The organism is Pseudomonas sp. AC112 (assembly GCF_979253545.1).
Window position 1 is genome coordinate 163,061 of the sequence record NZ_CEEDCM010000001.1, and the last position, 22,066, is coordinate 185,126.

A 22,066-nucleotide genomic window follows, 5' to 3' on the forward strand; every position below is an offset into this window, starting at 1 on the left:
GCGTTGTCTACCCGCCGCAAGCGCGCGCGGCGGATTCTATTCGCCGTCGCAGCGCTGATCGTGCTGCTGATGCTGCTCTGGGTGATGCCAAAGGACGATGTTGCCCTGTCGACGCCAACACCCGAAGCCCGCCAAGAGCCTGGACCACCGTGGCAACAAGGCTCGGCCGACGCGCGCTTCACCATCGTGCTCTACGCTGACCTGGAATGCCCGTACTGCAAGGCGTACTACCCCACCTTGAAAGCGTGGATCGCCGGGCAGCCCGAGGCCCGTCTGCAATGGCACCACCTGCCGCTGCCTGCGCACGAACCGATGGCGACCGAGCTGGCCCGGCTTGCCGAATGCCTCGGTGAGGCCCGCGGCCATGCCGCCTTCTTCGAGGCTATCGACTGGCTGTACCAGCATACCCGCAGCGACGGCCAAGGCCTGCCCGATGGCCTGCGCTATCCCGGCATGACGCCAGCGGTCCAGACCTGCTTGGACAGCGACCGATCGCGGGCCGTCGTGCGCGCCCAGGCTGAGGAAAGCGCACATGCCGGCGTCACCGCCACGCCCAGCCTGCGCCTGATCGACCGTCAGAGCGGTCAGTCACTGCTGCTACAAGGTCCGGTCGAAGGCGACGCGCTGCTCTCGGCGCTGGATCTCCTGACGATCAACGCGCTGGAACCTGATCCAGTCGGCACCGAAAAATAGGGAAAGCGGCAATCCGCATTGTTCGTGGTGCGCGCCTGCGTCCTGCGTTCGACTATCAGGGTCATTCAACCCACCAGTGGCGAACCGCATGCGAACCTTTCTTGCACACCTTGGCCAGATCCTTGCCTTACCGGCGCTGCTGCTGATCACGGGCGCGGCTGACGCGGCCGACGTCTGGATCGTGACCGATGCCCAGCACCCCGTGACCGGCGCCCAGGCGGCGAGCCGCATCATCAGGCTCGATGCCCCCCAGGCCATCGAAGCAGAACTGTCCGCCAAGCTGCCTGCCGATCCACAGCAGGCCGCTGCGGTCGTCCAAAAGCGGCTCCACGACGGCGGTCAGGCGCTGCAGCAGCGCCTACGCGATTCGTACCAGGGCGTGACCAACGCTTGGAGCCTCGGCATCACCAGCATTCCAGCCGTGGTCGTCGATCAACGCTACATCGTCTATGGCGAAAGCGATCTCGACAAGGCGCTGGTACGTATCGCGCAGCACCGCAGGGAACAGCCATGATTTCCCGTCGCCTGTGGCTTGCCGCCGCCACTGCGCTGCTGTGCGGGGCCACATCGAGCTTCGCCCTCAACACCGCCACCATTGTCGCCTCGACCTTGTCTCCCGACTGTCTCGAATACCGAGTGGTTGGGATCTGCTACTGGCTGTTCTGCACGCAGTTCGGCTGTTCGGTACGTACATCAATCAAGGTTCGGCACTACGTGCCCGATGCCGTGGTGTCCTCGTATAGCAACACCGGCGAGAGCCCGTGGATCGAAGTTCGCGCGATGAGCACCTCGAACCCGACCGCACAGGGCGGCGGCGACGGCACGACCAATCACGACAACGAGAACAATCTGGCGCGCTTCAAGAACGCCGACGTGATCGGTCATCCTGGCGGCCAGGTGTTCAGCCAGTTCTCCTCGGCCTCCGGCTACATCTGCCAGGGCGCGGGTACCGCCTTCATGCCGTACCTGCTCAGCACACTGGACACCCTGGCGTGGCGCTACAACGTGCCCGAAGCGGTGTATCCCGAGGCCTTGATTCCCGGTATGCGCGAAATCGGCACACGTACCGCTTTTAACCTCTGGGGCAACGTGTACCCCAGGGGCGGATTCCTGCACCAGACCGACGACTTCAAGGCCGGCGCGGTGGGCGCCCAGCGCGCCGGCGATGTGGTGACCCGTCGCGGCCAGTTGCACGTGTACCAGCCGCTGCTGGCGAACTCGCGCGACGGCTACTGGCCAGCCGGGGCGCTGGTGGAAAGCGACGCTTCCACTGGGAAATGGCAGCAACTGGCCCCACGCCTCTCCAACACCTGCGCCGTATTCCCCCACGCCGGACCGCTGCAGCAGGCACAGCAGGGCGACTACGCCTGGGCGCTGTGGCGTCCGTACAGCTGCTGCGAACGCCGCGGCCAGGTGTTCCTCGGCAGCGTGGACTTCAACTGAGGGCATGACCATGAACCATCCCGACCTGACGAAACCGCGTGCCCGCCTCGCCCGCGCCTGGCCTTCCGGCGCACTGGCCTGCGCGCTCGCGCTTGGCTGCGGGCTTGCATACGCCCAGAGCGGCGGATTCCAGAACAGCGGCAGCGTGATCGGCGACGAGGTGATGTACTCGATCGGCGGCGGCAATGCCGTCTCGATGAGCGGTGCCGCCGGTATGCGTTCCCTCGGCGTCGGCGTCGGCTGGAACAGCAACCTGATCTGCGGGGACATGAGCATCAGTACCACGATCCAGAACCAGCTCAATGGGCTGACCAATGGATTCCAGAACATCATGAGCAACGTGATCCAGAGCGCGACGAGCGCGGTCGCATCGCTGCCCGCATTGATCATCCAACGTGCCGATCCAGGCCTCTACAACCTGCTGACCAATGGCGTGCTGCAGGCCCGGCTTGATTTCGACCGCTCCAAACTCACGTGCCGCGCAATGGCAGAGCGGATGGCCGACGCAGCTGGTGGCCAGCTTGGCTGGAACCAGATCGCCGAAGGCATGGCCCTGCGCCAGGCGGTGTCGAGCACCGATGCCGTCTCGGCGATCGAGCAAGCTGAAACCAGCCGAGGCAATGATGGTGTTCCCTGGGTCGGCGGCAGCAATGCGGGCGGCGCAGGACAGAACTCAATAAAGGTGGTGGGCGACGTGACAAGAGCCGGTTACAACCTGGTGAACGGCCGCAGCGTAACTGACACCTCGTCGATCGCACCCGCGAGCTGCAACAGCTTGGCCTGCCAGACCTGGGCTTCGCCGCAGGAAGCGGTCGAATGGGCTACCCGCGTGCTGGGCGAGCAGGAGCAACGCACCTGCGAGTCCTGCACCAAGACCCAGACCGTGCCCGGCGTAGGCCTGACGCCGCTGATTCAGGAAGAGTACGACACCAAGCTCCAAGTGCTGCAGGAGCTGGTCAGCGGCGCGCGCAACACCTCGTTCGATAACCTGCGCGAAGCCGGTAGCAACTCGCTGCCGATCACGCGCGGCGTCATCGAAGCGCTGCGCGACGAACCCGACCAGAACATCCTGGCGCAGCGCCTGGCCTCGGAAGTGGCACTGGCCTCCGTGCTGGAGAAGGCGCTACTGCTGCAACGCACCTTACTGACCGGGAGGAAGGAACCCAACGTCGCGGCCAACCAGTTGGCGGTCGCCGCCGTCGATCAAGAAAGCAACACGCTCGATCGGGAGATCCTGAATCTCAAGACCGAGCTCGAACTGCGCCGCGAACTCGCCAACAACTCGCCGATGGCGATCATCCAGCGCCATAGCACTCGCGCCGCCGGCTCACGGGGCATCTACGAGGGTGATCCCGTGCCAAACCGGCTCGACCAGTTACAGCGGCCCGCACCGGGAGGTACGCCATGAGCCCGACCTGGCTGCGCCTGCGCTGGCTGTTGATCCGGCGCCTCGCCAAGACCTTGGGGTGGATTGTGGGGCTGCTGGTTGTTGCCGTAGCTGCCAACGTCCTGGGCATCCAGTTCTCTGGCAGCATCGCCGGATGGAAGCATTGGCTAGCGGATGCCGCAGGCTATTTTTTGCTGTGGCGTCTGTGCCTGTATGGCGCGACGGTCTACGGGTGGATATGGATGCGCCGACGGCTGCTCGCACGTGCCTCGAATGCAGACGACCGCCGCCGTCTCATCCGCGCCGAAGTGGCCAGCGTGGCGGCTGTGCTCGCACTGGAGTTCAGCCTGCTGGCGCAGGGCGCCTAGAGGATCATGGCCATGACGCTATTTACCACCGATTATCTGGAGTATTACCTGACCCTGCTGAGCTGGGTGGTTCACAATGGTATCTGGGCGGTGCTGGTGTCTAGCGGCGTATTCGTCATTCCCTTCGCCGCCATCATCATCGACGAATGGCTGCGAGCACGTGCCGAGGGTGCCGACGAAGGCAACAAAGGGGTACTGTCTTCTATGCGCATCGAGAACCGCGTGTGGGTGGCAATCGTCGTGGTGATGTTCGCGGGTATCCCGTTCATCGACGTCGACCTCAACACCATTAAGTACGACCAGGCGCGCTCGGCGCAGTGCCAGGTCAGCGTGCCGCAACCCGGGGACACTGGCTGGTCGCAGTCCTTCAGCACCCTCAACAACCAGAGCGCCAAGGTTCCGGTGTGGTGGGCATTCATGCATGCGCTCTCGCGCGCGATCACCGGCGCGTCGGTGGCGGCCATCCCGTGTGGCTCCGACCTGCGTCAGATGAGGATGGAGATCAACGCGACCCGCATCGACGACCCGGTTCTGGCACAGGAAGTCGCGGACTTCACCCACGACTGCTATGGTCCGGCGCGGGCCAAGCTGTTCATGAGCCGCCCTGACCTCGACGATAATCAGTTGCACGATGTGAGCTGGATCGGCTCTAACTACTTCGTCGGTACCAGCGGCTTCTACGATACCTACCATGCGAAGACGCCACGCGAAGGCTGGGCCTACGACAGTAACCGGGACGCTGGCCTGACTCAGGTGCCCAGCGGTGCGGGCTACCCAACCTGCCGCCAGTGGTGGAGTGATGGCGGCAACAGCTTGCGCGCGCGGCTGCTGGCACAGGTCGATCCCAGCCTGCTCAGCCGCGTCGCCGGCTGGGCAGGCTTCCTGAGTCGCGCCGAAGTGGATGACTCGGTGATCCGGGCGATCGCCTCGCCGCGCCAGCAGAAGCTCAACCAAGGTTCGGTCTATTCTGACTACGGCGGCCAGATCGACAAGACGGTGCCAAACATCGTTACTCGGGCAGCAGGAGACGTGGGACTGGCCGTCGGATCTCTTGGCTTCTTTCCGGCTATGGATGTCTTGCGTCAGGCACTGCCCATGGTGCTGTCGCTACTGAAGATGGCCTTTGTGATCTGCATCCCACTGGTGCTGGTGATCGGAACGTACAACCTCAAGACACTGGTCACTATGACCATGGTCCAGTTCGCACTATTCTTCGTGGACTTTTGGTTCCAGCTCGCGCGCTGGATCGACAGTACCATCCTCGATGCACTCTATGGCTGGGGATGGGGCTGGAACAGGCCACACACGAACTTTGATCCAGTGATGGGGCTGAATAATGCCTTTGGAGACATGCTGCTCAACTTCGTGATGGCGACGATGTTCCTCGTGTTGCCAGCATTTTGGATGAGCGCGCTGGCATGGGCAGGATTTCAGGCTGGAGCCATCGCCCAGGCGTTGGTCAATGGCAGCAAAGACGCGCAAACGGCTGGCGGAAAAGGAGGCGGAGCACTGATGAAGGCGGCAACCAAGAAGTAGGGCGACGCTTGCTCCTACGCTTCTTCATTCGGATCATGCGGGTCAATCCTGGACCCGTCGCGATGATACAGCCCGAAGCCGAGATGGCCGTTGCGCAATTCAGACGGAGGTTCATCCCAGTCCGCGTTGCGCGCCATCCAAGCACCGGCCACCGCGAAAAGAAGCAGCAGTGCCAGCCAGAAGACAGCGTAGAACAACAGTGCTAACACCAAGAGTTTTGCTATCCACAGCAGCGCCACCGCGAGGCGTTTGGGCAGACCTTGCGCGACCAGTCCAGCCGACACCCATCGTTCCACGCGCACAGAGCCCCTCCAGCCACGGCCAAGCCAGCGGCCAAGGCGTTCTGCAGAATTAGGGCGGGTTGTCGTGCGCATGGTCATCACCTGTCTGTCAGCTACATCCTTCTCCAGTCTGTGCCAATGGCCCCTGTCGTGCGGCCATCAATGCGGCAGGCTCGTTACGCGATTTGAGGCTGGCATCGCCATTCCAGCCCACACGAGCGGCTTGATTAGATTTATACACCAAATACAACCATGAGGCTACTTTTCGAGCATCCCCTTGTCCCAGCATAGAAATTGATTAGATATTTCTGTATATTTAACATATGAGTGGAAATAGTAGACATCAAGTAATCAAGCGCCTGCAGGCGGAGCTCCCTCGTGGGGGCCCGTTTGATCTTGCTGTGCTCGATACCTTTGGTGTGTCGCCCCAGCTGGCGGCCCGCTACGTGGAGGGCAACTGGTTGGTGCGCCTGGCGCATGGCGTCTACGCCTTCCCGAACGACAACTTCGACGTCAGCGGCGCGCTACGCTACCTGCAAAGCAAGGTCGCAGGCTTGCATGTCGGGGGCAAGAGCGCGCTGGCTCTGCAAGGGGTGCGCCACAACCTGGCCACGCGGGACACGCTGGTGCTCTGGGGCGATGCCCGCTTTGCGCTACCTACCTGGTTCACTGAGCGCTTTCCTGCGCGCTATATCAACGCCAAGCTGTTCGACTGGTCCGACGACGTGCTCGCCGGCAAGACCCTGCATACGCCTCCGGGGCAGCCTGAAAGGCTGTTGGTGGCGGTGCCGGAACGTGCCGTTCTGGAACTGCTCTACGAGGCCGGTACCCGACAAAGCCTGGAAGAAAGCCGCAACCTCTTCGACGGCCTGCGTTCGCCGCGCAAGGATCTGCTCGGACAGCTGCTGTCCTGCTGCACCAGCGTCAAGACCGTACGCCTGTTCCTGACCTGGGCGCGCGAGACCAGCGTGGTCGACGTCGATGCGCTGCTGGAGCAATACCCCGTACGCACGGGAAGCAACAAACGCTGGATGAGTCGTCTCGATGACGGCACCTTGCTGAGCCTGAACCCCCATGGATAGACACTACGCCGACACCGTCCGCCTGCTGCTGGCCATCGCTCCCGATGTGTTCGACAACACGATCTTCGCCATGAAGGGCGGCACCGCCATCAACCTTTTCGTTCAGGACATGCCTCGCCTGTCGGTGGATATCGACGTGGTCTATCGGCCTTGGGATGTGCCTAGGGATGAAGCGCTGCAGGCCATCAACCAGGAACTGGCCGCCATTGCGCAGCGGGTCGAGCGCCTTGGCGTGCAGACGCGCCTGATCCGCAGCAAGGATCTGGGCGATACCAAGCTGGTGGTCGAGAACGAAAACAGCCAGGTGAAAGTCGAGGTCAATGTCGCGTTCCGCGGCACCGTGCTGCCAGTAGAACGCAGGCCGCTGAGCACCAGAACCAGCGATCTGTTCGGTGTCGAGTTCGATGCGCCGACCCTGGCCCCGGATGAACTCTATGCCGGCAAGCTCGTCGCTGCTCTGGATCGCCAGCACCCGCGCGACCTGTTCGACGTGTGGCAGTTGTACGAGACCGGCGGGATCACCGACGCGATGGTCGAATGCTTCGTGGTCTATCTGGCCGGACACAACCGCCCCACCCATGAAGTGCTGTTCGGCAACGATAAGGACATTGCGCGGGAATACCAGCGCGCCTTCGTCGGCATGACCGAAGTAGAGTGCCCGCTGGAGACGCTGCTGGCCAGCCGCGCGCAACTGCGGCAGGAGCTCATACAGCGGCTAAGCGTGGCCCACCGGCAGTTCCTGAGTGGACTGGCCCGCGCGCAACCCGACTGGGCACTACTTCAATGCCCGCACGCCGACCAGCTACCGGCGCTACGCTGGAAGGTCGCGAACCTAGTCACTTTCCAGCAGCGCAGGCCGCAGGATTTCGTTGCGCAGGCGAGCGCACTCGATGCCGGGTTCGCGGCGATGACGTCGCACGATTGAAGCACCAACCACCCAGGGTGACATCCAACCGCCACTCACAGCTGCGCCCCAATCGACCCGAAGACGCGGAGCCGAGACCTCAATGCGTCAGATGGGAGGTTTCTTCAAATTCAGTCTCGACATCGACGGTCTTTAAGCGGTTCAGCAAGTCCTCAAACGCTTGCCTGCCTCCCAGCAAACGGGCAAACACCGCGCACTGGCACAAGAGCGAATCCAGAAACAGCTGCTGATCTTCCTCGGAGTGGAACTGATTCACGCCGGAAAGAATAAGTTGATACGCCGTCTCGGCGTAGATGCTTGGCTTGGTCTGGCTATCCAACCGATCCATATCGTTGCTGCCCCTGATTGAACCAGGTTCCCGCCGCCAGCAGTGGGATGGCGGCGACCCGCAGGGGTGAGAAACCGGCTGATACCAGACCGGCCAGACGCGAACGCCTGCCCTACGGATCGCCATAACGCGACCCGCTGGTATCAATTCGGGTTCTCACACCCGGCGCCGATATGCGGCGCGCAACAAGGATTGCACACGTCCATTTGCCCTGGCAACCGAAAAAACAAGATATTCCAGACAGTTAGCGACTTACCGCTTGCACGCCTGCGTTTCCAGGGCCTCACCTGCCAAGTTTTTTCGCATGCAACAAATGGACGCCTGCCATATCGCATTGACGCTGGTGAGCCTGATCGCGCAGCGCTATATCAAAGGGTTTCAGCAAGGGGAAAAGGGCGGCAAGGGTCAATGGAATGGGGGCAAGGGTGAACGGCCCTATCTGGAAAAGGAAAAGGCCGCACCAGCCGGCATTGGAGGTGATGAGGATGTTTGCACTGTTCCAGCGAAAACGGCCGACGCCAACACAAGCTCCAGGACCCGTCGAGCTACCCAAAGGGCTGACGCGGCCGGAATCTGCCGCGTCTCTGCTGGCGACACCGCGCAGACGGATACTGCTGGATCACATCTGGCAGCGCACCTCTCTTTCGCGCAAGCAGTTCGCCACGCTGTACCTCGCGCCACTGCAACATTACGCGGAGATCGTGCAACAGTTCCCCGCCTCGGAAAGCCACCACCATTCCTACCTCGGGGGCATGCTTGACCACGGCCTGGAGATCGTCGCCTTCGCCCTGAAGCTTCGGCAGTCCCACCTGCTGCCAGCTGGTGCAACACCCGAAGATCAGGCGGCGCAGGCGGAAGCTTGGACAGCCGCCATCGCGTATGCCGCGTTGCTACATGACATCGGCAAAATCGCCGTCGATCTCTATGTCGAGCACGAAAATGGCGACGTCTGGCATCCCTGGCACGGGCCGCTCACACGAGCGTACCGCTTCCGATACCGGGAAGATCGGGAGTACCGACTGCACGGCGCGGCCACAGGACTGCTCTACACACAGGTACTCGATCGCGACATCCTCGACTGGCTAAGCAGCTTTCCCGCCCTGTGGGCCCCGCTGTTATATGTGCTGGCCGGCCAGTATGAGCATGCCGGCATACTGGGCGAACTGGTCGTCCAGGCAGACCGGGCTTCGGTCGCGCAGGAGCTCGGTGGCGACCCATCGCGTGCAATAGCTGCACCCAAAACCGCGCTGCAACGCAAACTTCTCGATGGCCTGCGCTACCTGCTACGCGAGGAACTGAAGATCAATCAGGCTGGCCCTGCGGACGGATGGCTGGATCAGGACTCGCTTTGGCTGGTCAGCAAAACGGTCTCGGACAAACTACGCGCTCATCTGCTGGCACAGGGCGTCGAGGGCATTCCCGCGAACAACACTGCCGTCTTCAACGTGCTGCAGGATCACGGCATTCTTCAGCCAACCTCTGATGGCAAGGCCATTTGGCGGGCCACGATCAGCACTGCTGCCGGTTGGTCGCACTCTTTCACGCTCCTACGCCTGTCGCCGGCACTGATCTGGCAACCAGACGAACGCCCCGAACCTTTCATCGGCACTGTCGTAGTAGAAACAAGTATTGCGGCCAGCGCTTCTGAATCAGACACGACCGCGGCAATAGAGGACTCCGCAACCGTCCTATCACAGGCCAATGCCACTCCACGCAGCGCTCAGCAGCAAGAGGACGGACAGTCGCTGGCTCCGCCGAGCTTTAGGGACAAAGCTCCGAATGCCGACGCAGTAGCAGACCTGCTATCCATGTTCGATGCTCCGATGGAACACGAAGGAAGCGAGCGGCATAGTCCGAGCGGCGAGATGACTGCGGACATCGCCACGCCGCCCGCCTCCACCGAGGCCGAATCAGACGCACACACGTCGAGTCCGAAGGCTGGCGCAGGGCAGTCCGGCGAACACTTCATGGACTGGCTCCGTCAGGGCATCCAGTCGCGTCGGCTCATCATCAACGACGTCAAAGCGCTGGTGCATACCGTCGCCGATACCGCCTACTTGGTCAGCCCCGGCGTATTCCAGCGCTATGCACAGGAGCATCCGCAGATCACCATCCTGGCCAAGCAAGAAAACCAGCAAGATTGGCAATGGGTGCAGAAGCGCTTTGAAAAGCTGGGGCTGCATAGGAAGCAGTCCAGCGGACTGAACATTTGGACGTGCGGGGTCACTGGGCCAAGGAAGTCTCGCCGCCTCCATGGCTACCTTCTGGACGATGCTCAGTCGCTATTCGCAGAGATCCCGCCGAACAATCCATATCTTGCACTATCGGGCACAACAGCTCGCAACGAATAACTCTCGCCATCGTCAAGATAACTACTATCTCAGTTCCAAAGGCTGCCGCCGTGCTTTGAAACCAGCCACAAAGAAATCGGTCATCTGGCGGATGCAGCGTCCGACGTCACCCCCCCAATAGGTCAACTGCCGCGAGCGGGCGGCGTGAGGCGCAGCAGCTTTGCATCGGAGGACAATCCCCACACGAGCGTGAAACCAGAATTTGAGCTGGCGGAATCACCGATCTATCGCACCACCGTGAGGCGAGCCTGCCTACGCCCCGTCGGCAGACCACTTCAGGAGGCAGGCGCGTCCTGCGCGCGGGTAAAAATATCCGAAGTCAAGCGATTGTTGAAATCAGCCCGATGGGCGGAGGTCTATATGGGGCGCGGATTTAGCTCTAACTGCGATCGCTTTGCGAGGCTGCGGCGTTGTGGGCTAGGAGCTACATAAGAGCGTCGCGATGGAAAGCCGGAGCGAGCTGTATCGGAGACGATCGCCAGCAGTCGGTGGCCGCGATTGTTCATCGTAGCCCAATCGACCTACACTCTCCAGAACGAAGAAAGCGCAGCCTTGGGCTGCGCTTTCGAGCGACGGACGCGAGCGGAGGCAGATGGCGTCAGCCTTTCCCGCGCCTCCCTTCCCGAACCCTCGATCCCCCGCCATGAAGGCTTCCAGCATGTGCAGACCCAGCACCCTGACATCGACCGCTCCACCGTAGGTCCGTGCGTGCAGCGCGGAGTAGCAGTCGAAGTCGAAGTCGGCTTTCAGGCTGGCCGGGCAAGCCAAAGGTCAGCTTCGTGGATTCCGTTTTCGGCAGCGGCCCAAGCCGCAGCTTGCGCGTCGCGCATCAAGTCATGTTCCGGCTTGCACGCGCTATTCCCCTCAACGAACCTTTGAAATGCGAAACCCGATTCGCGGGAAGTGAACTGCTACCGTTCCGACAACTTCATCCTCTCGCTCTATCGCCACCTCATGAATGGTGAGAGTCACAAGTCTTCCACTAACGGGGACACGGCCATAGTCGTCAGGAGTGACTGTGATCTCATCGCCTTCTGCGAGGCCAAGCGCGTCTGTGCGGTCAACTTCCCTAAATGCCTTTGGTGACGCTTGGAACGCGATGGCATGCGCATCTTCTGAAGTGATCTCGACGCGCTGTCCGTGACCAATCTCCTGAACACGGGCGATCCATGACGGCAGATGGTTGAACGGCTCGAACAGGGTTTTGGCGTGCGGGACGTGTGCCAGTGCCGTCCAGACCTCAACATATGCATGGAAGTCGATCAAGCCGGGTTCGCTCCCAAGCAAAAAGCAACGGCCATCGGAGAGTTGTTGCTCGATCAAATGAACATGGGCACGTAACTGGGTCGTCAGATGAGGGATTTCTCGCTCCAAACCTTCCACATCCATGAAGTCACCGAAATAGGCTTTTCGGTCACGCATCAACGCCTCAGGGAATTGATGAATATTGACGCCGATCGCGGAGCCGGAGCTGGCAATGTGTAGGTCGCGGTCGCTCCACGAAGAGAGCGCAAGTGACAGTCCTCGACTTCCCTCAGGGAAAATTGTGGGCTCAGGAAAGCGCCGCTCAAGTTCAACGGCGATCAGGCGGGAATCGCAGTAGATATCTGCGCCTATCTGCATCACCGGTGTCTTACGGTAGCCGCCAGTTAGGGCAGTAAGCTTGGGTTTCGGCATGATGAGTTCCGCGTCCACTGAGGCCCAGGACAATCTTTTTAGGCCAAAAATAAGACGGAGCTTTTCTGCAAAAGGCGAGGCATCAAAGTGATGAAGAATAATTTCAGACATAAATTCACCTATAACAGTATCCAAATTTCAGCTACTCGGTTGTTGGTTTGCTAAGCGAACGGAATTCCAGAATGCTTGCCAACCAAGAGCGCTCCATTCATCAATTTCTTCCGGGCGACTCTGGCAATGCTCGATAATCATGTTCGCAATTGAATCGATCAATTGCCCAACAAATTCCTGCGGCTGCGCGAGCAACTTTCGCTCTTTGACGCCGGCTCTCACTAGATCCCTGAAATCTGGAAACATGTTCCATGCGGTCAGCCTGGTTTCATCCAGCAGGGTATCCCACGAGTTTAGATATCTTGCCGCTACGTATTTCTTCGGGTAATTCATTCCCCAGTCGATGTAGGCATCCCAAAATCTTCTAAGCTCCGCGTGAATGGGAGCGTCTGAATCAATGCTAATCGTCCTTCTAAAGCCTTCCTTTATGTACAGATAGAGCTGATTGAAGAGATGTTCTTTCGTCGGGAAATACACGAAGAGTGTCCCGTCACCAACACCCGCCAATTTCGCAATCTTGGCCGTCGGCGCCGACAGCCCGAATTCCGAAACAACTTCAGTTGCTGCCTCCAGGAGAGCTTTACGTTTCTCCTCACTGAGTGGTCTAGCCATCCGCTTCTCTTAAATGAGTGACTAGGCGGTCATCATACGGCGTTCCGTGGAAGTACGCTAGTTCAATCCCGCACCTTTGAGGGGGGTATGCCAAAAACTTTCGCGACAAACCTGCGCCACTGAGAGTCAGGAAGAAGTCCTCGTATGCGCAGTAACGTTCTCGCATCCGATGCTCGGTAACGCAGTCTGTCCGACGGATCATTGGCGGCAGCGACTACCGTAGCGGCAGTGATATCTGCGACGGGGGCTTGCTGAAGGCCCTTGGCCATGCGATCGAACACCAATCCCGCCGTGGGTTCGTAAGCCTCGGTCGAAGACCAGACATGAGAGAACTTCGACCTGATCCCACCTGGCTCGACGAGCTTTACTCGAATGCCAAACGGTTGGAGTTCGTACCGCATGGCTTCGGAAAGCCCTTCTACTGCGAACTTTCCGGCGGAATATGGACTCAAGAATGGGAGGCCGACCCGACCAGCTGCGGAGGAAATATTGATCAGCAATCCTTTGCCATTTCGGCGCATTTGCGGAATGGCAATTTTGCAGACAGCTGCGACACCGACCACATTGACCTCTAGATGGTCGCGCATTTGGGAAAGGTCAATCGCCTCAAGCGGTCCGCCCAGTCCGATGCCAGCGTTATTGACTACCACGTCGATCTCACCGAAGCGGGCCGCTGCTTCATCAAAAGCTGTTCGAACCGAATCCTCATCTCGAACGTCCAGTCGAGTCCGCAGAAGGCTGGGATGGTCTAGGCCACCGACTGCCTTCATCGCGTCTCGAGCTGTGGCCACAACATTCCACCCTTGATCAAGGAAACGACGGGCCGCCGCATCACCCAATCCGCTGGACGTTCCCGTCAACAACACTGTCCTTTGCATGCCTATCCCCTTCATCTATAGAAGGCCCAATCATGCCAGTTTTGGACAGTCCTGTCCAAAACTGGCATGATTGCCCGGCATCGCTCCTGCACCCATCCGGCATGTGGTCAATCCAACGCCTGGCACTTGTGGCAACTGTGCTGGAGCTATGACGTGCCCTATACTTTTCGGTGCAAAGGCCTCTCGTAAAAAAACTGCGCCCTGATAAAAATTCAGAAAGCTACAACATCACTGATCAATTGTTATCGCGACCTCATGGCTAGACCAAAAGAATTTGACCGAGATCACGCGCTGCGATGCGCAATGGACGTATTTTCAAAGCACGGATTCGGGGGAACCACAACCGAAGAGCTTCGTGCGGCGATGGGTATAGGCCGTCAAAGCTTTTACGATACTTTTTCCTCCAAGCATGCTCTGTACGTCGAGGCTTTACAGCGATATAACCAGGATCAGGCCGCTCAGATTGTGCGAGACCTCTCCAGAGGTCCTTCACCAATCAAAGGCCTCTTTATGGTTTTCTCATCATTTATCGACCGGTGCGAAAAGAGTGCAGACCCTACTTGTCTTGGTACTAATGCAATTTGCGAATTTGGGAACCGAGATTCAGCGATATCTAAAACTTTTGAAGCGGGCGCAACCGTTATGCTTGGACCACTCGTATCTGCAATCCAGCAAGCGAAGCTCGCTCATGAAATTCGTGCAGATATAGACCCCGATCTCGCCGCGCAATTTCTACTTTCTTCGCTAGGTGGATTGAAAATCTGTGCGCGAGCAGGAATGCCCGCGGACCAGTTAAGAAAAATCGGAAATCTCGCGCTAGAAGCGTTGAGGTAGCCTGGCTTTCAGGACACAGTCCAATACCTCTTGCAACTGCGTCGCCACGAACCACCTGAATCAAAATCGTGCTGAAGCATTTCTGATTGGTTAATTTCCGATTAACTCTTTCTCAGCCTTGCGACTAAGGGAGACATTGCTACCGCAAGTAGAGCAGCGATTGCGGCCACATTATTAATGCTGGCAAGTCCCCATGCAGGGATAGCAACACCTCCGAGTATTGCGCCGAGACCGACTCCGGCATTTGCCGCAGACACGTTCATAGTCCCTGCCAGCGCCTGTGCGTGAGACGCCGACTTCATTACCCTGATCTGGCAAATAGGAAACAGCGCCGTATAGGAAATACCCCAGATAGCGAGCGCCCCAGTGAAGAGTGCAATCGACTGACCGGAAGCAGGAACGGCGGATGAAACACCAATCGCAAGCAAGAGGGAAAATACGGCTGTCATGATCAGGGGGCTCCGATCGACAAACTTTCCGCCGAGCCAGTTGCCGATCAACCCAGCCCCACCAAAGCCCATCAACCACCAACCAACGTGCGACTGCGGTATCAAAACGAGCCGTTCCAGGGTATCGGCCAGATAGGTGTATGCCGCGAACATTGCAGTGAACACCAATACCGAAAGAGCCATGTTACCCAGGAAATAAGGCGAGCGGAGGATACGAGCCTGCTCTCGGATACGTGTCCGTGCAGAGCGTTCAAGCGTTGGCATCACGGCCATCATTAACAGGGCAATTGTCAACGACAAGGCAGCCATCACCCAAAAAGCGCCTCTCCATCCGATGGCAGTGGAAGCGACTGTACCCAATGGAATTCCAAATACCAGCGCGGCAGAGATTCCAAGATACACACGAGATACTGCTTTGCCGGCGTGAGCTGGACCTGCAATGGTTCCGACTGTTTCGCTTGCCGTTCCCCAAAACACCGGCAAGACAAGCGCCGGGAATAGCCTTGACAAGCCAAGGAGCCAGATGTTTGGTGCAAGCGCAGACATGGCATTGGAAGCCGCAAATATCAAAAGAATGACAACGAACAGCCGCTTGCGCTCAAGGTGCGACAACCACGCCGTGAGTACAGGTCCGCAAATCATGACGATGAAGGCGAATAAAGTGACGAGTTGACCTGCAACAGAGATCGACACGTCCAGATCGCGTGCGAGTGCGGGGAGAAATCCGACAATCAAATATTCGGTGGTGATGACGATGAAGCCTGCAGCAGCGAGGATCGCAATTGATAGACCGGATGATTGGGCCGTTGGCGAGACGGCTGCGCTTGTTGCGCCGCTTGAAGACATTTGCAAGGTTCTCATAAGGAAAAAACGTCCCTTATACTATTCGTGAATTATCTTCCTTTTCTCGACATTTTTTCCTATAATTTGAGAAATTAATTCCCGAATTGTGATGCGCATGCTTCCCACCGAACGACTAAAAGGAATCGAGGTTTTTGTCAGTACAGCAGATTGCGGTAGCTTCACTTCGGCCGCTGAACGGCTGCACCTGACCAGTTCCGCTGTAGGCAAAGCGGTAGCACGCCTGGAAGCGCGGCTAGGAGCGCGTCTGTTTGAGCGGACTACGCGCAAGCTCGCACTGACCGAGGAAGGTGCTGCGTTCTATCGCACATGCATTCGTGTGTTGGGCGAACTGGAAGAGGCCGAATTGGTTCTTGCTGCTGGTCGTATGGAACCCGTAGGTCGGCTCCGTATTGATTTGCCCGACAGCTATGGGCGGACGCAGGTCATGCCACTACTGCTGTCTTTTGCTGAATTGCATCCAGGTCTGCGACCGCAAATTTCCTTCACAGACCGTTTTGTCGATCTTGCGGAGGAAGGCATCGATCTAGCCGTGAGGATTGGTGGGCCAGACCACTGGCCACCGTCGCTAGGCAATCGCCATTTGGGTCATGAGCGACTGATCTTCTGTGCCGCACCAGCGTACTTGGCTCGGCACGGTATGCCACAGTCTTGTACTGAATTGCTTGAGCACTCAGCAGTTTTGTTCGGCAAACCCGACGGCAGCATTGCACCCTGGCTGGTAGCGCAGGACTCTGAACCGATACAACGACATAGCATTGAGGGCCGCTTCATTGTTGGCAGTTGCGATATTCAGGTCAACGCCGTAGTGGCCGGATTAGGCATCGCACAGCTCGGGACATGGCTGGTGTCAGCGCAACTGAAGAGCGGCGAGTTGGTTGAAGTACTGCCTGAACTGGCAACCCAGGGCCTTCCCCTTCACTTGGTATGGTTGCGCAGTCGACAATTGCTCCCAAAAGTCGACTTATTATTGGCCTATCTTGCTACCCACTTAAAAATCGGCTAGGGATACTGCGAACAAGCTGCCTGGAGCGAGCAATAAGCAGCGTTTTGACGCCGCCAGATCAATTTATCAACCCTCAATCGGCTCAAAACCAGGGCGCTGCCCTAGCTTTTGCGTGCTAAAGGCGCGCCTCCCCTGCAGTGGTCATTATTGCCAGCGCATCATCCACAGATTCGACAGCTCAAACAGCGTGGTCAGTTGCGCTGTGTTCTTGGCCAGGCCGCGAAAACGAGTCTTTACATAGCCGAACTGGCGCTTGATCACTCGGAATGGGTGCTCCATTTTCGCCCGTACCTCCGCCTTGGCCTTTTTGATCTTGCGCTTGGCTTTGTAAAGCGCGCCGCGTTTGTCCAAGTGCTTGTAAGTGCTGCGTCGCGCTGCGATCTGCCAGATCACGGGCCGCCCTTCATGCTCTGGTCTTTTCTCAACGCCGATATAGCCCGCATCAGCACAGATAACGTTCTCTGCGGCATGCAGTAGCGGTGCAACGTCCGTTACGTCGGCCACGTTCGCGGCGATAACATGAACGTGATGCACCAGACCCGATTCAACATCCGCACCGATGTGGGCCTTCATGCCGAATAGTACTGGTTGCCCTTCTTCGTCTGATGCATTTCTGGATCGCCCTTGCCTTCCATGTTCTTGGTCGTACTGGGCTTACTTGATCGGATTATCCCTAGTAGTCCTCAGGCAGCCAGGGCACGATTTCCCTGCAAGACTCGATGAACCGCTCGCTCTCGCTGTGCAGCCAACGCTCTACCACCAGCAGCGAGCCACTCGGTGCATCGGGAGTGACGAAACGGTACTTGGCAGCCGATGGCACGCACAGGCCAAACAGGTCCACCAGGCGGCCTGACGCCAGTTCGCTATGGACCAGCGCCATGCGCCCCATAGCTATACCATGGCCGTTCGCAGCAGCAGCCATCGCTAGCTGAGAGAGGTTGAAGAAGTGTCCGTCGGCGAGGTCGCCCAAACTGACGCCGACCTCGCCAAGCCAGTAGCCCCACTCTTCGAATGCGCTGGCGCCATCCCAGGGGCTGGAGTCATGCAACAGCCAGTGCGAACGCAGATCCGACGGATATCTCAGATCGGGGTTGCGGGCGATGAACTCTGGACTAGCGACCGGAAACAGCCATTCGTCGAGGAAGGGCCTCGCCTCCAAGTCGTCATATTCTCCGAGGTCGTAGCGCACCGCGGCGTCCCGACCATCGCGCGCGAGGTTGGCCTTGGACAGCTCGTGGAACTCGCCGTGGATATTTAGGTGCAGGTTCGAGTGCAGGCGGAAGAAATGCCCCAGGCGCGCGGTAAGCCAACCGATGGCGAAGGACGGCGAACAACTCAGGTCGATGTGTTGGTCGTCGTTGCCCTGGCGCAGTTGCACCAAGGTAGCGTCGAGCCGGCGAAATAGCTCGCCAGTCACCTCGAACAACCGCGCACCACTGGGCGTCAGGCGTAGCGCACGAGGCTCGCGCAGGAACAGCGGGCACCGCAACGCTTCCTCTAGGTGGCGGACCTGCTGACTGACCGCCCCCTGCGAGATGCACAGTTCCTCTGCCGCGCGCGTGAAATTGCCCTGCCGGGCTACAGCATCGAAACTTCTCAACCAGACCACCATCGATGAAGACAGCATCACACCCACACTACACCTAAGACCTTCGTCGTATTCGACCAAAAGCGCCGGGCAACCGCAAGGTCACACCGACGCGGCCTCGGCTCAGCCCTCCAGCAGCCGGCGCCCATGCGCCAGGTAGGCCTGATACTCCTCGGCGGGCACCATGCCGCCGCCCGTGGCCCAGATCAGGTGCACGGCATTGGCCAGGGTGACGTCATCGAACCCCATCTGCGACCGATACGCCGCGCCCGCCTCGCCCAGCGTGCGCTCGAAACCCAGCGCACCGGCCAGCGCCGAGGGCTCGAGTGCCAGCCCTTCGCTCTGCTGCATCAGCGCTAGCGCGCGGAACAGTTCGTCGTCGTCCAAGGTATAGAAGCCGTCGATCATACGCTGCATCGACCGCCCCACGAACCCAGACGGTGTACCGACCGCCAGGCCGTCCGCGGCAGTCTTGTTAGTCAGGCCAAAGTCACGCACCGAGACCTGCTCGTGCAGCCCGGTGTACACGCCCAGCAGCATGCACGGCGACTGTGTCGGTTCGGCGAAGAAGCAATGCACATGGTCTCCAAACGCCAGCTTCAGGCCGAAGCTAATGCCGCCAGGCCCCCCGCCCACACCGCAGGGCAGGTAAACGAACAGCGGATGGTCGCGGTCGACGACGATGCCTCGCTGCTCGAACTGGGCCTTCAAGCGTGCACCCGCCACCGCGTAGCCAAGGAACAACGTCCGCGAGTTCTCGTCGTCGATGAAATGGCAGGCTGGGTCTGCCTCGGCTTGCTGCCGGCCACGCTCGACCGCCTGGCCATAATCACCGGCATGCTCGACCACATTGACACCGCTGTCGCGCAGGCGAGCTTTTTTCCACTCACGGGCATCAGCCGACATATGCACGACCGTCTGGAAGCCTAGGCGAGCGGCGGCGATACCGATCGACATGCCCAGATTGCCGGTCGAGCCCACGATGATCGTATGCCGTCCCAACAACGCCCGGCCCTCGGGTCTGGCCAGCACACGATAGTCGCTGTCGGGGGTGATCAACCCGTCCGCGAGCGCCAAGCGTTCGGCATGGAACAGCACCTCGTAGATACCGCCACGGGCCTTGACCGATCCGGCAATGGGCAGGTGACTGTCCTTTTTAATCAGCAACCGTGCTGGCCGGGCGCGCAGCGACAATGTCGCGACGGCGGCATCGGCGAAGTGCTGCAGCGGCGCGAGTTCGGACTCGATGATGCCACCAGCCTCGCGCACTTGCTCGAAGGCATCGGCAAGTAGCGGTGCGAAGCGAGCTAGGCGCGCCTCGGCTTCGCGCACGTCGGCCTCGGTCAAGTCGATATCGCCCAGAGCCTGCTTGAACGGACACAGCGCAGGGTTGAACCAAGTCACGGGCGTCAGCCGGCGCATGACCGAGAGTAACGGGAAATCCACGTCCCATTGCGCAGCAGTACGGCCATGCACCAAAGTGTGCGCCTGGCCGGAAAGCTCAGTGAATACATCAGTGCTCATCGACAATTCACCCCAATCCATCACTTCAGGACACGCCGCAACGCGGCGAAGAATAGTTCCGATTGCAGCCGCTCCTGCTGCGCCTGCTCGGACACCTGGGCGGCCATCTGCGGGCTGACGGTGGTCAGCGCGAGCCTCGTCGAGCGGGCCAGGACTTCGGCCTGGCAGGCCCGCTCTAGGTAATACAGGTCGTCATAGGCATGATCGAGGCGATCACCGCAGACGACCACGCCATGGTTGCCCAGGAAAGCGATGTCCGCACCCTGCATGACGTTGGCAATACGCTCGCCTTCGCGGTGATCCTGGGCCAGACCGTTAAACTGCGCGTCGAGCGCCAAGCGACCATGAAAACGCATGGCGTTCTGAGAAAGAAGCGTATCCAACCCGACATTGCAGGTCAGCGCCAAAGCCGAGGCGAACGGCATATGGGTGTGCAATACCACGTCCTTGCCGCAAAGTCGGTGCACCGCGGCGTGAATGAACATTGCCGATGGCTCGGGCTGGTGACGCCCGGCCAGAAGCTTGCCTTCGGTGTCGATCAGGATGATGTCCTCGGGGCGGACCTCCTGCCACATCAGGCCGCGTGGGTTAAGCAGGAATTTGTCCGGCTCACCGGGTACTGCGACACTGAAGTGGTTGCAGATGCCTTCCCCTAAACCATGCAGGGCAGCTGCCCTCAGCGCCAGGGCCAGATCGTCACGCAAGCGCGCGACGACCTCGGAGTCAAACAGTTCATCGTATGCAGCAGATTGAACACTCATGAGGTAATCCCAATGGTCAGTTTTCAGGAACCCGGAACTCAGGCGTTACCGCGGTCGAGGGTCGATCCTAGGGTGTCGTGCGCACCGCGCCGCTCCCCGCCGCGCAGCATGAGCACCAGCAGGATGGTGATCAGCAACATCGCAGACAGGAAATAAAGCCCATAGGCCAGGCTGCCGGTGTACTCACGGATCAGTCCTACGCCGAACGGCCCCAGGTAGCCGCCCAGGTTTCCGATCGAGTTGATCAGGGCCAGCCCCGCCGCCGCCTGGGCGCCGGTCAGGAAACGCCCGGGCAAAGCCCAGAGCACCGCCGAGGCCGAATAAAGGCTAAACCCCGACATCGATAGGAATGCTAGTTGTGCTCCGAGCGACGGCGACAGACCTGCGCCAGCCAGGCCTAGTGATGCACCCAAGACGCAGAAGATGGTGTGGAAATAACGTTCGTTGTGCTTGTCGGACGAGCGCGGTATTACCAGCAGGCCGAGCACACCGAATAGGAACGGGATGGCCGAGAGAAAACCGGTGGTCAAGTCTGAGGCATGGAAGCCCTTGATTAGGGTTGGTAGCCAAAGCGACAACCCATAGATGGCCAGGGGAATCGGTGCATAGGCAAATCCCAGCATCAGCACACGATGATCCTTGAGCACCGCCAGTAGCGCGTGCCCCTTTGCCGGGGAGCCGACTCGCCGGGCGTCATCCTCGACATCGCGGATAACCGCCCTCCGCTCGTCCTGGCTCAGCCACTTCGCACTGGCTGGGTTCTCAGGTAGCAGTCTAAGCGTCGGCCAGGCCAGCAGTACTGCCGGGACACCGCAGACCACGAACAGCCATTGCCAGCCATGCAATCCTAGACTGCCGTTGAGCCCGAGCAAAGCGCCGGACAACGGCCCAGCCAGCATCGGTGCCAACGGCTGGGCGAAGGCGAAGTAGCCGTAGATCCGGCCGCGCCGACGGCTTGGGTACCAGAGGGTCAGATAATACAGAACGCCCGGGTAGAACCCGGCCTCGGCCGCCCCCAGCAGGAAGCGCAGGATGTAGAATGACAGCGGTCCCTGTATCAGCGCCATGGCGCAGGTGATAAAGCCCCAGGTGATCATGATCCGGGCGAACCAACGGCGCGCCCCGACCTTGGTTAACGCGATGTTGCTCGGCACCTCGAAGAGGATGTAGCCGAGAAAAAACAGTCCAGCACCGAAGCCGTAAGCCGCGTCACTGATGCCAACGTCGACGTTCATGTGCAACTTGGCGAAAGCCAGCACTGAACGGTCGATGTAGGCGATCAGGTAAAGTAATACCAGGAAAGGCACCAGGCGTAGCGTAATCTTCTGGTACACATGTTCAGTGTTCAAGGCAACCACCCCTCATCATTGG

At 59.6% G+C, this 22,066-nt stretch carries 21 protein-coding genes and 2 pseudogenes; 11 read left to right on the forward strand and 12 right to left on the reverse strand.

Features of this window, described 5'->3' with window-relative positions; all coding sequences use genetic code 11:
* Positions 1–84 precede the first annotated feature (84 nt).
* The 6 genes from AC0IYN_RS00830 to AC0IYN_RS00855 all read left to right on the forward strand — a co-directional run bounded on the left by AC0IYN_RS00830 (position 85) and on the right by AC0IYN_RS00855 (position 5,427).
* Entirely contained in the window at positions 85–693 is a 609-nt protein-coding gene (locus AC0IYN_RS00830; RefSeq protein ID WP_471844725.1) for a DsbA family protein, read from the forward strand.
* 88 nt (positions 694–781) lie between these two features.
* Positions 782–1,207: a TIGR03757 family integrating conjugative element protein gene (locus tag AC0IYN_RS00835; protein WP_471840236.1), complete on the forward strand. Its 426-nt coding sequence runs from the start codon at positions 782–784 to the stop codon at positions 1,205–1,207.
* Positions 1,204–2,136, forward strand: coding sequence for a TIGR03756 family integrating conjugative element protein (locus AC0IYN_RS00840; RefSeq protein ID WP_471840238.1), 933 nt, complete (start codon positions 1,204–1,206; stop codon positions 2,134–2,136). Before AC0IYN_RS00835 ends, AC0IYN_RS00840 begins: the two co-directional genes overlap by 4 nt.
* A 10-nt stretch (positions 2,137–2,146) precedes the next feature.
* Entirely contained in the window at positions 2,147–3,544 is a 1,398-nt protein-coding gene (locus AC0IYN_RS00845; RefSeq protein ID WP_471840239.1) for an integrating conjugative element protein, read from the forward strand.
* Positions 3,541–3,891 (forward strand): hypothetical protein, encoded by a 351-nt coding sequence (locus tag AC0IYN_RS00850; protein WP_471840241.1) that lies wholly within the window; start codon positions 3,541–3,543, stop codon positions 3,889–3,891. Before AC0IYN_RS00845 ends, AC0IYN_RS00850 begins: the two co-directional genes overlap by 4 nt.
* A gap of 12 nt (positions 3,892–3,903) precedes the next feature.
* The gene (locus tag AC0IYN_RS00855; RefSeq protein ID WP_471840242.1) at positions 3,904–5,427 is read left to right on the forward strand and encodes a conjugal transfer protein TraG N-terminal domain-containing protein; all 1,524 of its coding nucleotides are present in this window, start codon (positions 3,904–3,906) and stop codon (positions 5,425–5,427) included.
* 14 nt (positions 5,428–5,441) lie between these two features.
* On the opposite strand, the gene AC0IYN_RS00860 is transcribed toward AC0IYN_RS00855, so the two are convergent.
* Positions 5,442–5,801, reverse strand: coding sequence for a DUF3742 family protein (locus AC0IYN_RS00860; protein WP_471840243.1), 360 nt, complete (start codon positions 5,799–5,801; stop codon positions 5,442–5,444).
* Positions 5,802–6,031: 230 nt separating this feature from the next.
* Here AC0IYN_RS00860 and AC0IYN_RS00865 point away from each other — a divergent pair, with 230 nt between their 5' ends.
* Positions 6,032–6,790, forward strand: coding sequence for a type IV toxin-antitoxin system AbiEi family antitoxin domain-containing protein (locus tag AC0IYN_RS00865; RefSeq protein ID WP_471840244.1), 759 nt, complete (start codon positions 6,032–6,034; stop codon positions 6,788–6,790).
* Positions 6,783–7,715, forward strand: a complete 933-nt coding sequence (locus AC0IYN_RS00870) for a nucleotidyl transferase AbiEii/AbiGii toxin family protein (RefSeq protein WP_471840245.1) — start codon at positions 6,783–6,785, stop codon at positions 7,713–7,715. Before AC0IYN_RS00865 ends, AC0IYN_RS00870 begins: the two co-directional genes overlap by 8 nt.
* A 79-nt stretch (positions 7,716–7,794) precedes the next feature.
* Here AC0IYN_RS00870 and AC0IYN_RS00875 read toward each other — a convergent pair whose 3' ends face one another.
* On the reverse strand, positions 7,795–8,043 hold the full coding sequence (locus AC0IYN_RS00875) for a hypothetical protein (RefSeq protein WP_471840247.1): 249 nt from the start codon (positions 8,041–8,043) through the stop codon (positions 7,795–7,797).
* A gap of 485 nt (positions 8,044–8,528) precedes the next feature.
* On the opposite strand from AC0IYN_RS00875, the gene mobH reads away from it, so the two are divergent.
* The gene (gene mobH / locus AC0IYN_RS00880; protein WP_471840248.1) at positions 8,529–10,394 is read left to right on the forward strand and encodes a MobH family relaxase; all 1,866 of its coding nucleotides are present in this window, start codon (positions 8,529–8,531) and stop codon (positions 10,392–10,394) included.
* A 603-nt stretch (positions 10,395–10,997) separates the two neighbouring features.
* Here the strand turns inward: mobH and AC0IYN_RS00885 are convergent.
* The 4 genes and pseudogenes from AC0IYN_RS00885 to AC0IYN_RS00900 form a co-directional block, all read right to left on the reverse strand.
* A pseudogene (locus AC0IYN_RS00885) lies at positions 10,998–11,208 on the reverse strand (DUF2274 domain-containing protein); the annotation flags it as partial.
* A 50-nt stretch (positions 11,209–11,258) separates the two neighbouring features.
* On the reverse strand, positions 11,259–12,182 hold the full coding sequence (locus AC0IYN_RS00890) for a glutathione S-transferase family protein (RefSeq protein ID WP_471840250.1): 924 nt from the start codon (positions 12,180–12,182) through the stop codon (positions 11,259–11,261).
* Positions 12,183–12,209: 27 nt separating this feature from the next.
* The gene (locus AC0IYN_RS00895) at positions 12,210–12,794 is read right to left on the reverse strand and encodes a TetR/AcrR family transcriptional regulator (RefSeq protein ID WP_471840251.1); all 585 of its coding nucleotides are present in this window, start codon (positions 12,792–12,794) and stop codon (positions 12,210–12,212) included.
* Between the two features lie 62 nt (positions 12,795–12,856).
* On the reverse strand, positions 12,857–13,672 hold the full coding sequence (locus tag AC0IYN_RS00900; RefSeq protein ID WP_471840252.1) for an SDR family oxidoreductase: 816 nt from the start codon (positions 13,670–13,672) through the stop codon (positions 12,857–12,859).
* A 255-nt stretch (positions 13,673–13,927) separates the two neighbouring features.
* Between AC0IYN_RS00900 and AC0IYN_RS00905 the strand changes: the two genes are divergently transcribed.
* Positions 13,928–14,506, forward strand: a complete 579-nt coding sequence (locus AC0IYN_RS00905) for a TetR/AcrR family transcriptional regulator (protein ID WP_471840253.1) — start codon at positions 13,928–13,930, stop codon at positions 14,504–14,506.
* A 101-nt stretch (positions 14,507–14,607) separates the two neighbouring features.
* Here the strand turns inward: AC0IYN_RS00905 and AC0IYN_RS00910 are convergent, their stop codons facing one another.
* Positions 14,608–15,816: an MFS transporter gene (locus AC0IYN_RS00910; protein ID WP_471840254.1), complete on the reverse strand. Its 1,209-nt coding sequence runs from the start codon at positions 15,814–15,816 to the stop codon at positions 14,608–14,610.
* 97 nt (positions 15,817–15,913) lie between these two features.
* On the opposite strand from AC0IYN_RS00910, the gene AC0IYN_RS00915 reads away from it, so the two are divergent.
* Complete coding sequence (locus AC0IYN_RS00915) at positions 15,914–16,822, forward strand: LysR substrate-binding domain-containing protein (protein ID WP_471840255.1); 909 nt, start codon at positions 15,914–15,916, stop codon at positions 16,820–16,822.
* A 115-nt stretch (positions 16,823–16,937) separates the two neighbouring features.
* Here AC0IYN_RS00915 and AC0IYN_RS00920 read toward each other — a convergent pair.
* The 5 genes and pseudogenes from AC0IYN_RS00920 to AC0IYN_RS00940 form a co-directional block, all read right to left on the reverse strand.
* Positions 16,938–17,475 (reverse strand): annotated as a pseudogene (locus AC0IYN_RS00920) (IS5 family transposase); the annotation flags it as partial.
* A 20-nt stretch (positions 17,476–17,495) separates the two neighbouring features.
* On the reverse strand, positions 17,496–18,449 hold the full coding sequence (locus AC0IYN_RS00925; protein ID WP_471840257.1) for a LysR family transcriptional regulator: 954 nt from the start codon (positions 18,447–18,449) through the stop codon (positions 17,496–17,498).
* A gap of 84 nt (positions 18,450–18,533) precedes the next feature.
* Positions 18,534–19,889 (reverse strand): D-serine ammonia-lyase, encoded by a 1,356-nt coding sequence (locus AC0IYN_RS00930; protein WP_471844727.1) that lies wholly within the window; start codon positions 19,887–19,889, stop codon positions 18,534–18,536.
* A gap of 65 nt (positions 19,890–19,954) precedes the next feature.
* Positions 19,955–20,695, reverse strand: coding sequence for an aldolase (locus AC0IYN_RS00935; RefSeq protein ID WP_471840259.1), 741 nt, complete (start codon positions 20,693–20,695; stop codon positions 19,955–19,957).
* Between the two features lie 38 nt (positions 20,696–20,733).
* On the reverse strand, positions 20,734–22,044 hold the full coding sequence (locus tag AC0IYN_RS00940; protein WP_471840261.1) for an MFS transporter: 1,311 nt from the start codon (positions 22,042–22,044) through the stop codon (positions 20,734–20,736).
* Positions 22,045–22,066: the final 22 nt, after the last annotated feature.

Coding starts and splice junctions, on each gene's coding strand:
- AC0IYN_RS00845 (WP_471840239.1), top strand. CDS start 2,147: ATGAACCATCCCGACCTGACGAAACCGCGTGCCCGCCTCGCCCGCGCC.
- AC0IYN_RS00850 (WP_471840241.1), top strand. CDS start 3,541: ATGAGCCCGACCTGGCTGCGCCTGCGCTGGCTGTTGATCCGGCGCCTC.
- AC0IYN_RS00900 (WP_471840252.1), bottom strand. CDS start 13,672: ATGCAAAGGACAGTGTTGTTGACGGGAACGTCCAGCGGATTGGGTGAT.
- AC0IYN_RS00855 (WP_471840242.1), top strand. CDS start 3,904: ATGACGCTATTTACCACCGATTATCTGGAGTATTACCTGACCCTGCTG.
- AC0IYN_RS00830 (WP_471844725.1), top strand. CDS start 85: ATGCCAAAGGACGATGTTGCCCTGTCGACGCCAACACCCGAAGCCCGC.
- mobH (WP_471840248.1), top strand. CDS start 8,529: ATGTTTGCACTGTTCCAGCGAAAACGGCCGACGCCAACACAAGCTCCA.
- AC0IYN_RS00860 (WP_471840243.1), bottom strand. CDS start 5,801: ATGCGCACGACAACCCGCCCTAATTCTGCAGAACGCCTTGGCCGCTGG.
- AC0IYN_RS00895 (WP_471840251.1), bottom strand. CDS start 12,794: ATGGCTAGACCACTCAGTGAGGAGAAACGTAAAGCTCTCCTGGAGGCA.
- AC0IYN_RS00870 (WP_471840245.1), top strand. CDS start 6,783: ATGGATAGACACTACGCCGACACCGTCCGCCTGCTGCTGGCCATCGCT.
- AC0IYN_RS00840 (WP_471840238.1), top strand. CDS start 1,204: ATGATTTCCCGTCGCCTGTGGCTTGCCGCCGCCACTGCGCTGCTGTGC.
- AC0IYN_RS00915 (WP_471840255.1), top strand. CDS start 15,914: ATGCTTCCCACCGAACGACTAAAAGGAATCGAGGTTTTTGTCAGTACA.
- AC0IYN_RS00925 (WP_471840257.1), bottom strand. CDS start 18,449: ATGCTGTCTTCATCGATGGTGGTCTGGTTGAGAAGTTTCGATGCTGTA.
- AC0IYN_RS00835 (WP_471840236.1), top strand. CDS start 782: ATGCGAACCTTTCTTGCACACCTTGGCCAGATCCTTGCCTTACCGGCG.
- AC0IYN_RS00910 (WP_471840254.1), bottom strand. CDS start 15,816: ATGAGAACCTTGCAAATGTCTTCAAGCGGCGCAACAAGCGCAGCCGTC.
- AC0IYN_RS00905 (WP_471840253.1), top strand. CDS start 13,928: ATGGCTAGACCAAAAGAATTTGACCGAGATCACGCGCTGCGATGCGCA.
- AC0IYN_RS00890 (WP_471840250.1), bottom strand. CDS start 12,182: ATGTCTGAAATTATTCTTCATCACTTTGATGCCTCGCCTTTTGCAGAA.
- AC0IYN_RS00935 (WP_471840259.1), bottom strand. CDS start 20,695: ATGAGTGTTCAATCTGCTGCATACGATGAACTGTTTGACTCCGAGGTC.
- AC0IYN_RS00865 (WP_471840244.1), top strand. CDS start 6,032: ATGAGTGGAAATAGTAGACATCAAGTAATCAAGCGCCTGCAGGCGGAG.
- AC0IYN_RS00875 (WP_471840247.1), bottom strand. CDS start 8,043: ATGGATCGGTTGGATAGCCAGACCAAGCCAAGCATCTACGCCGAGACG.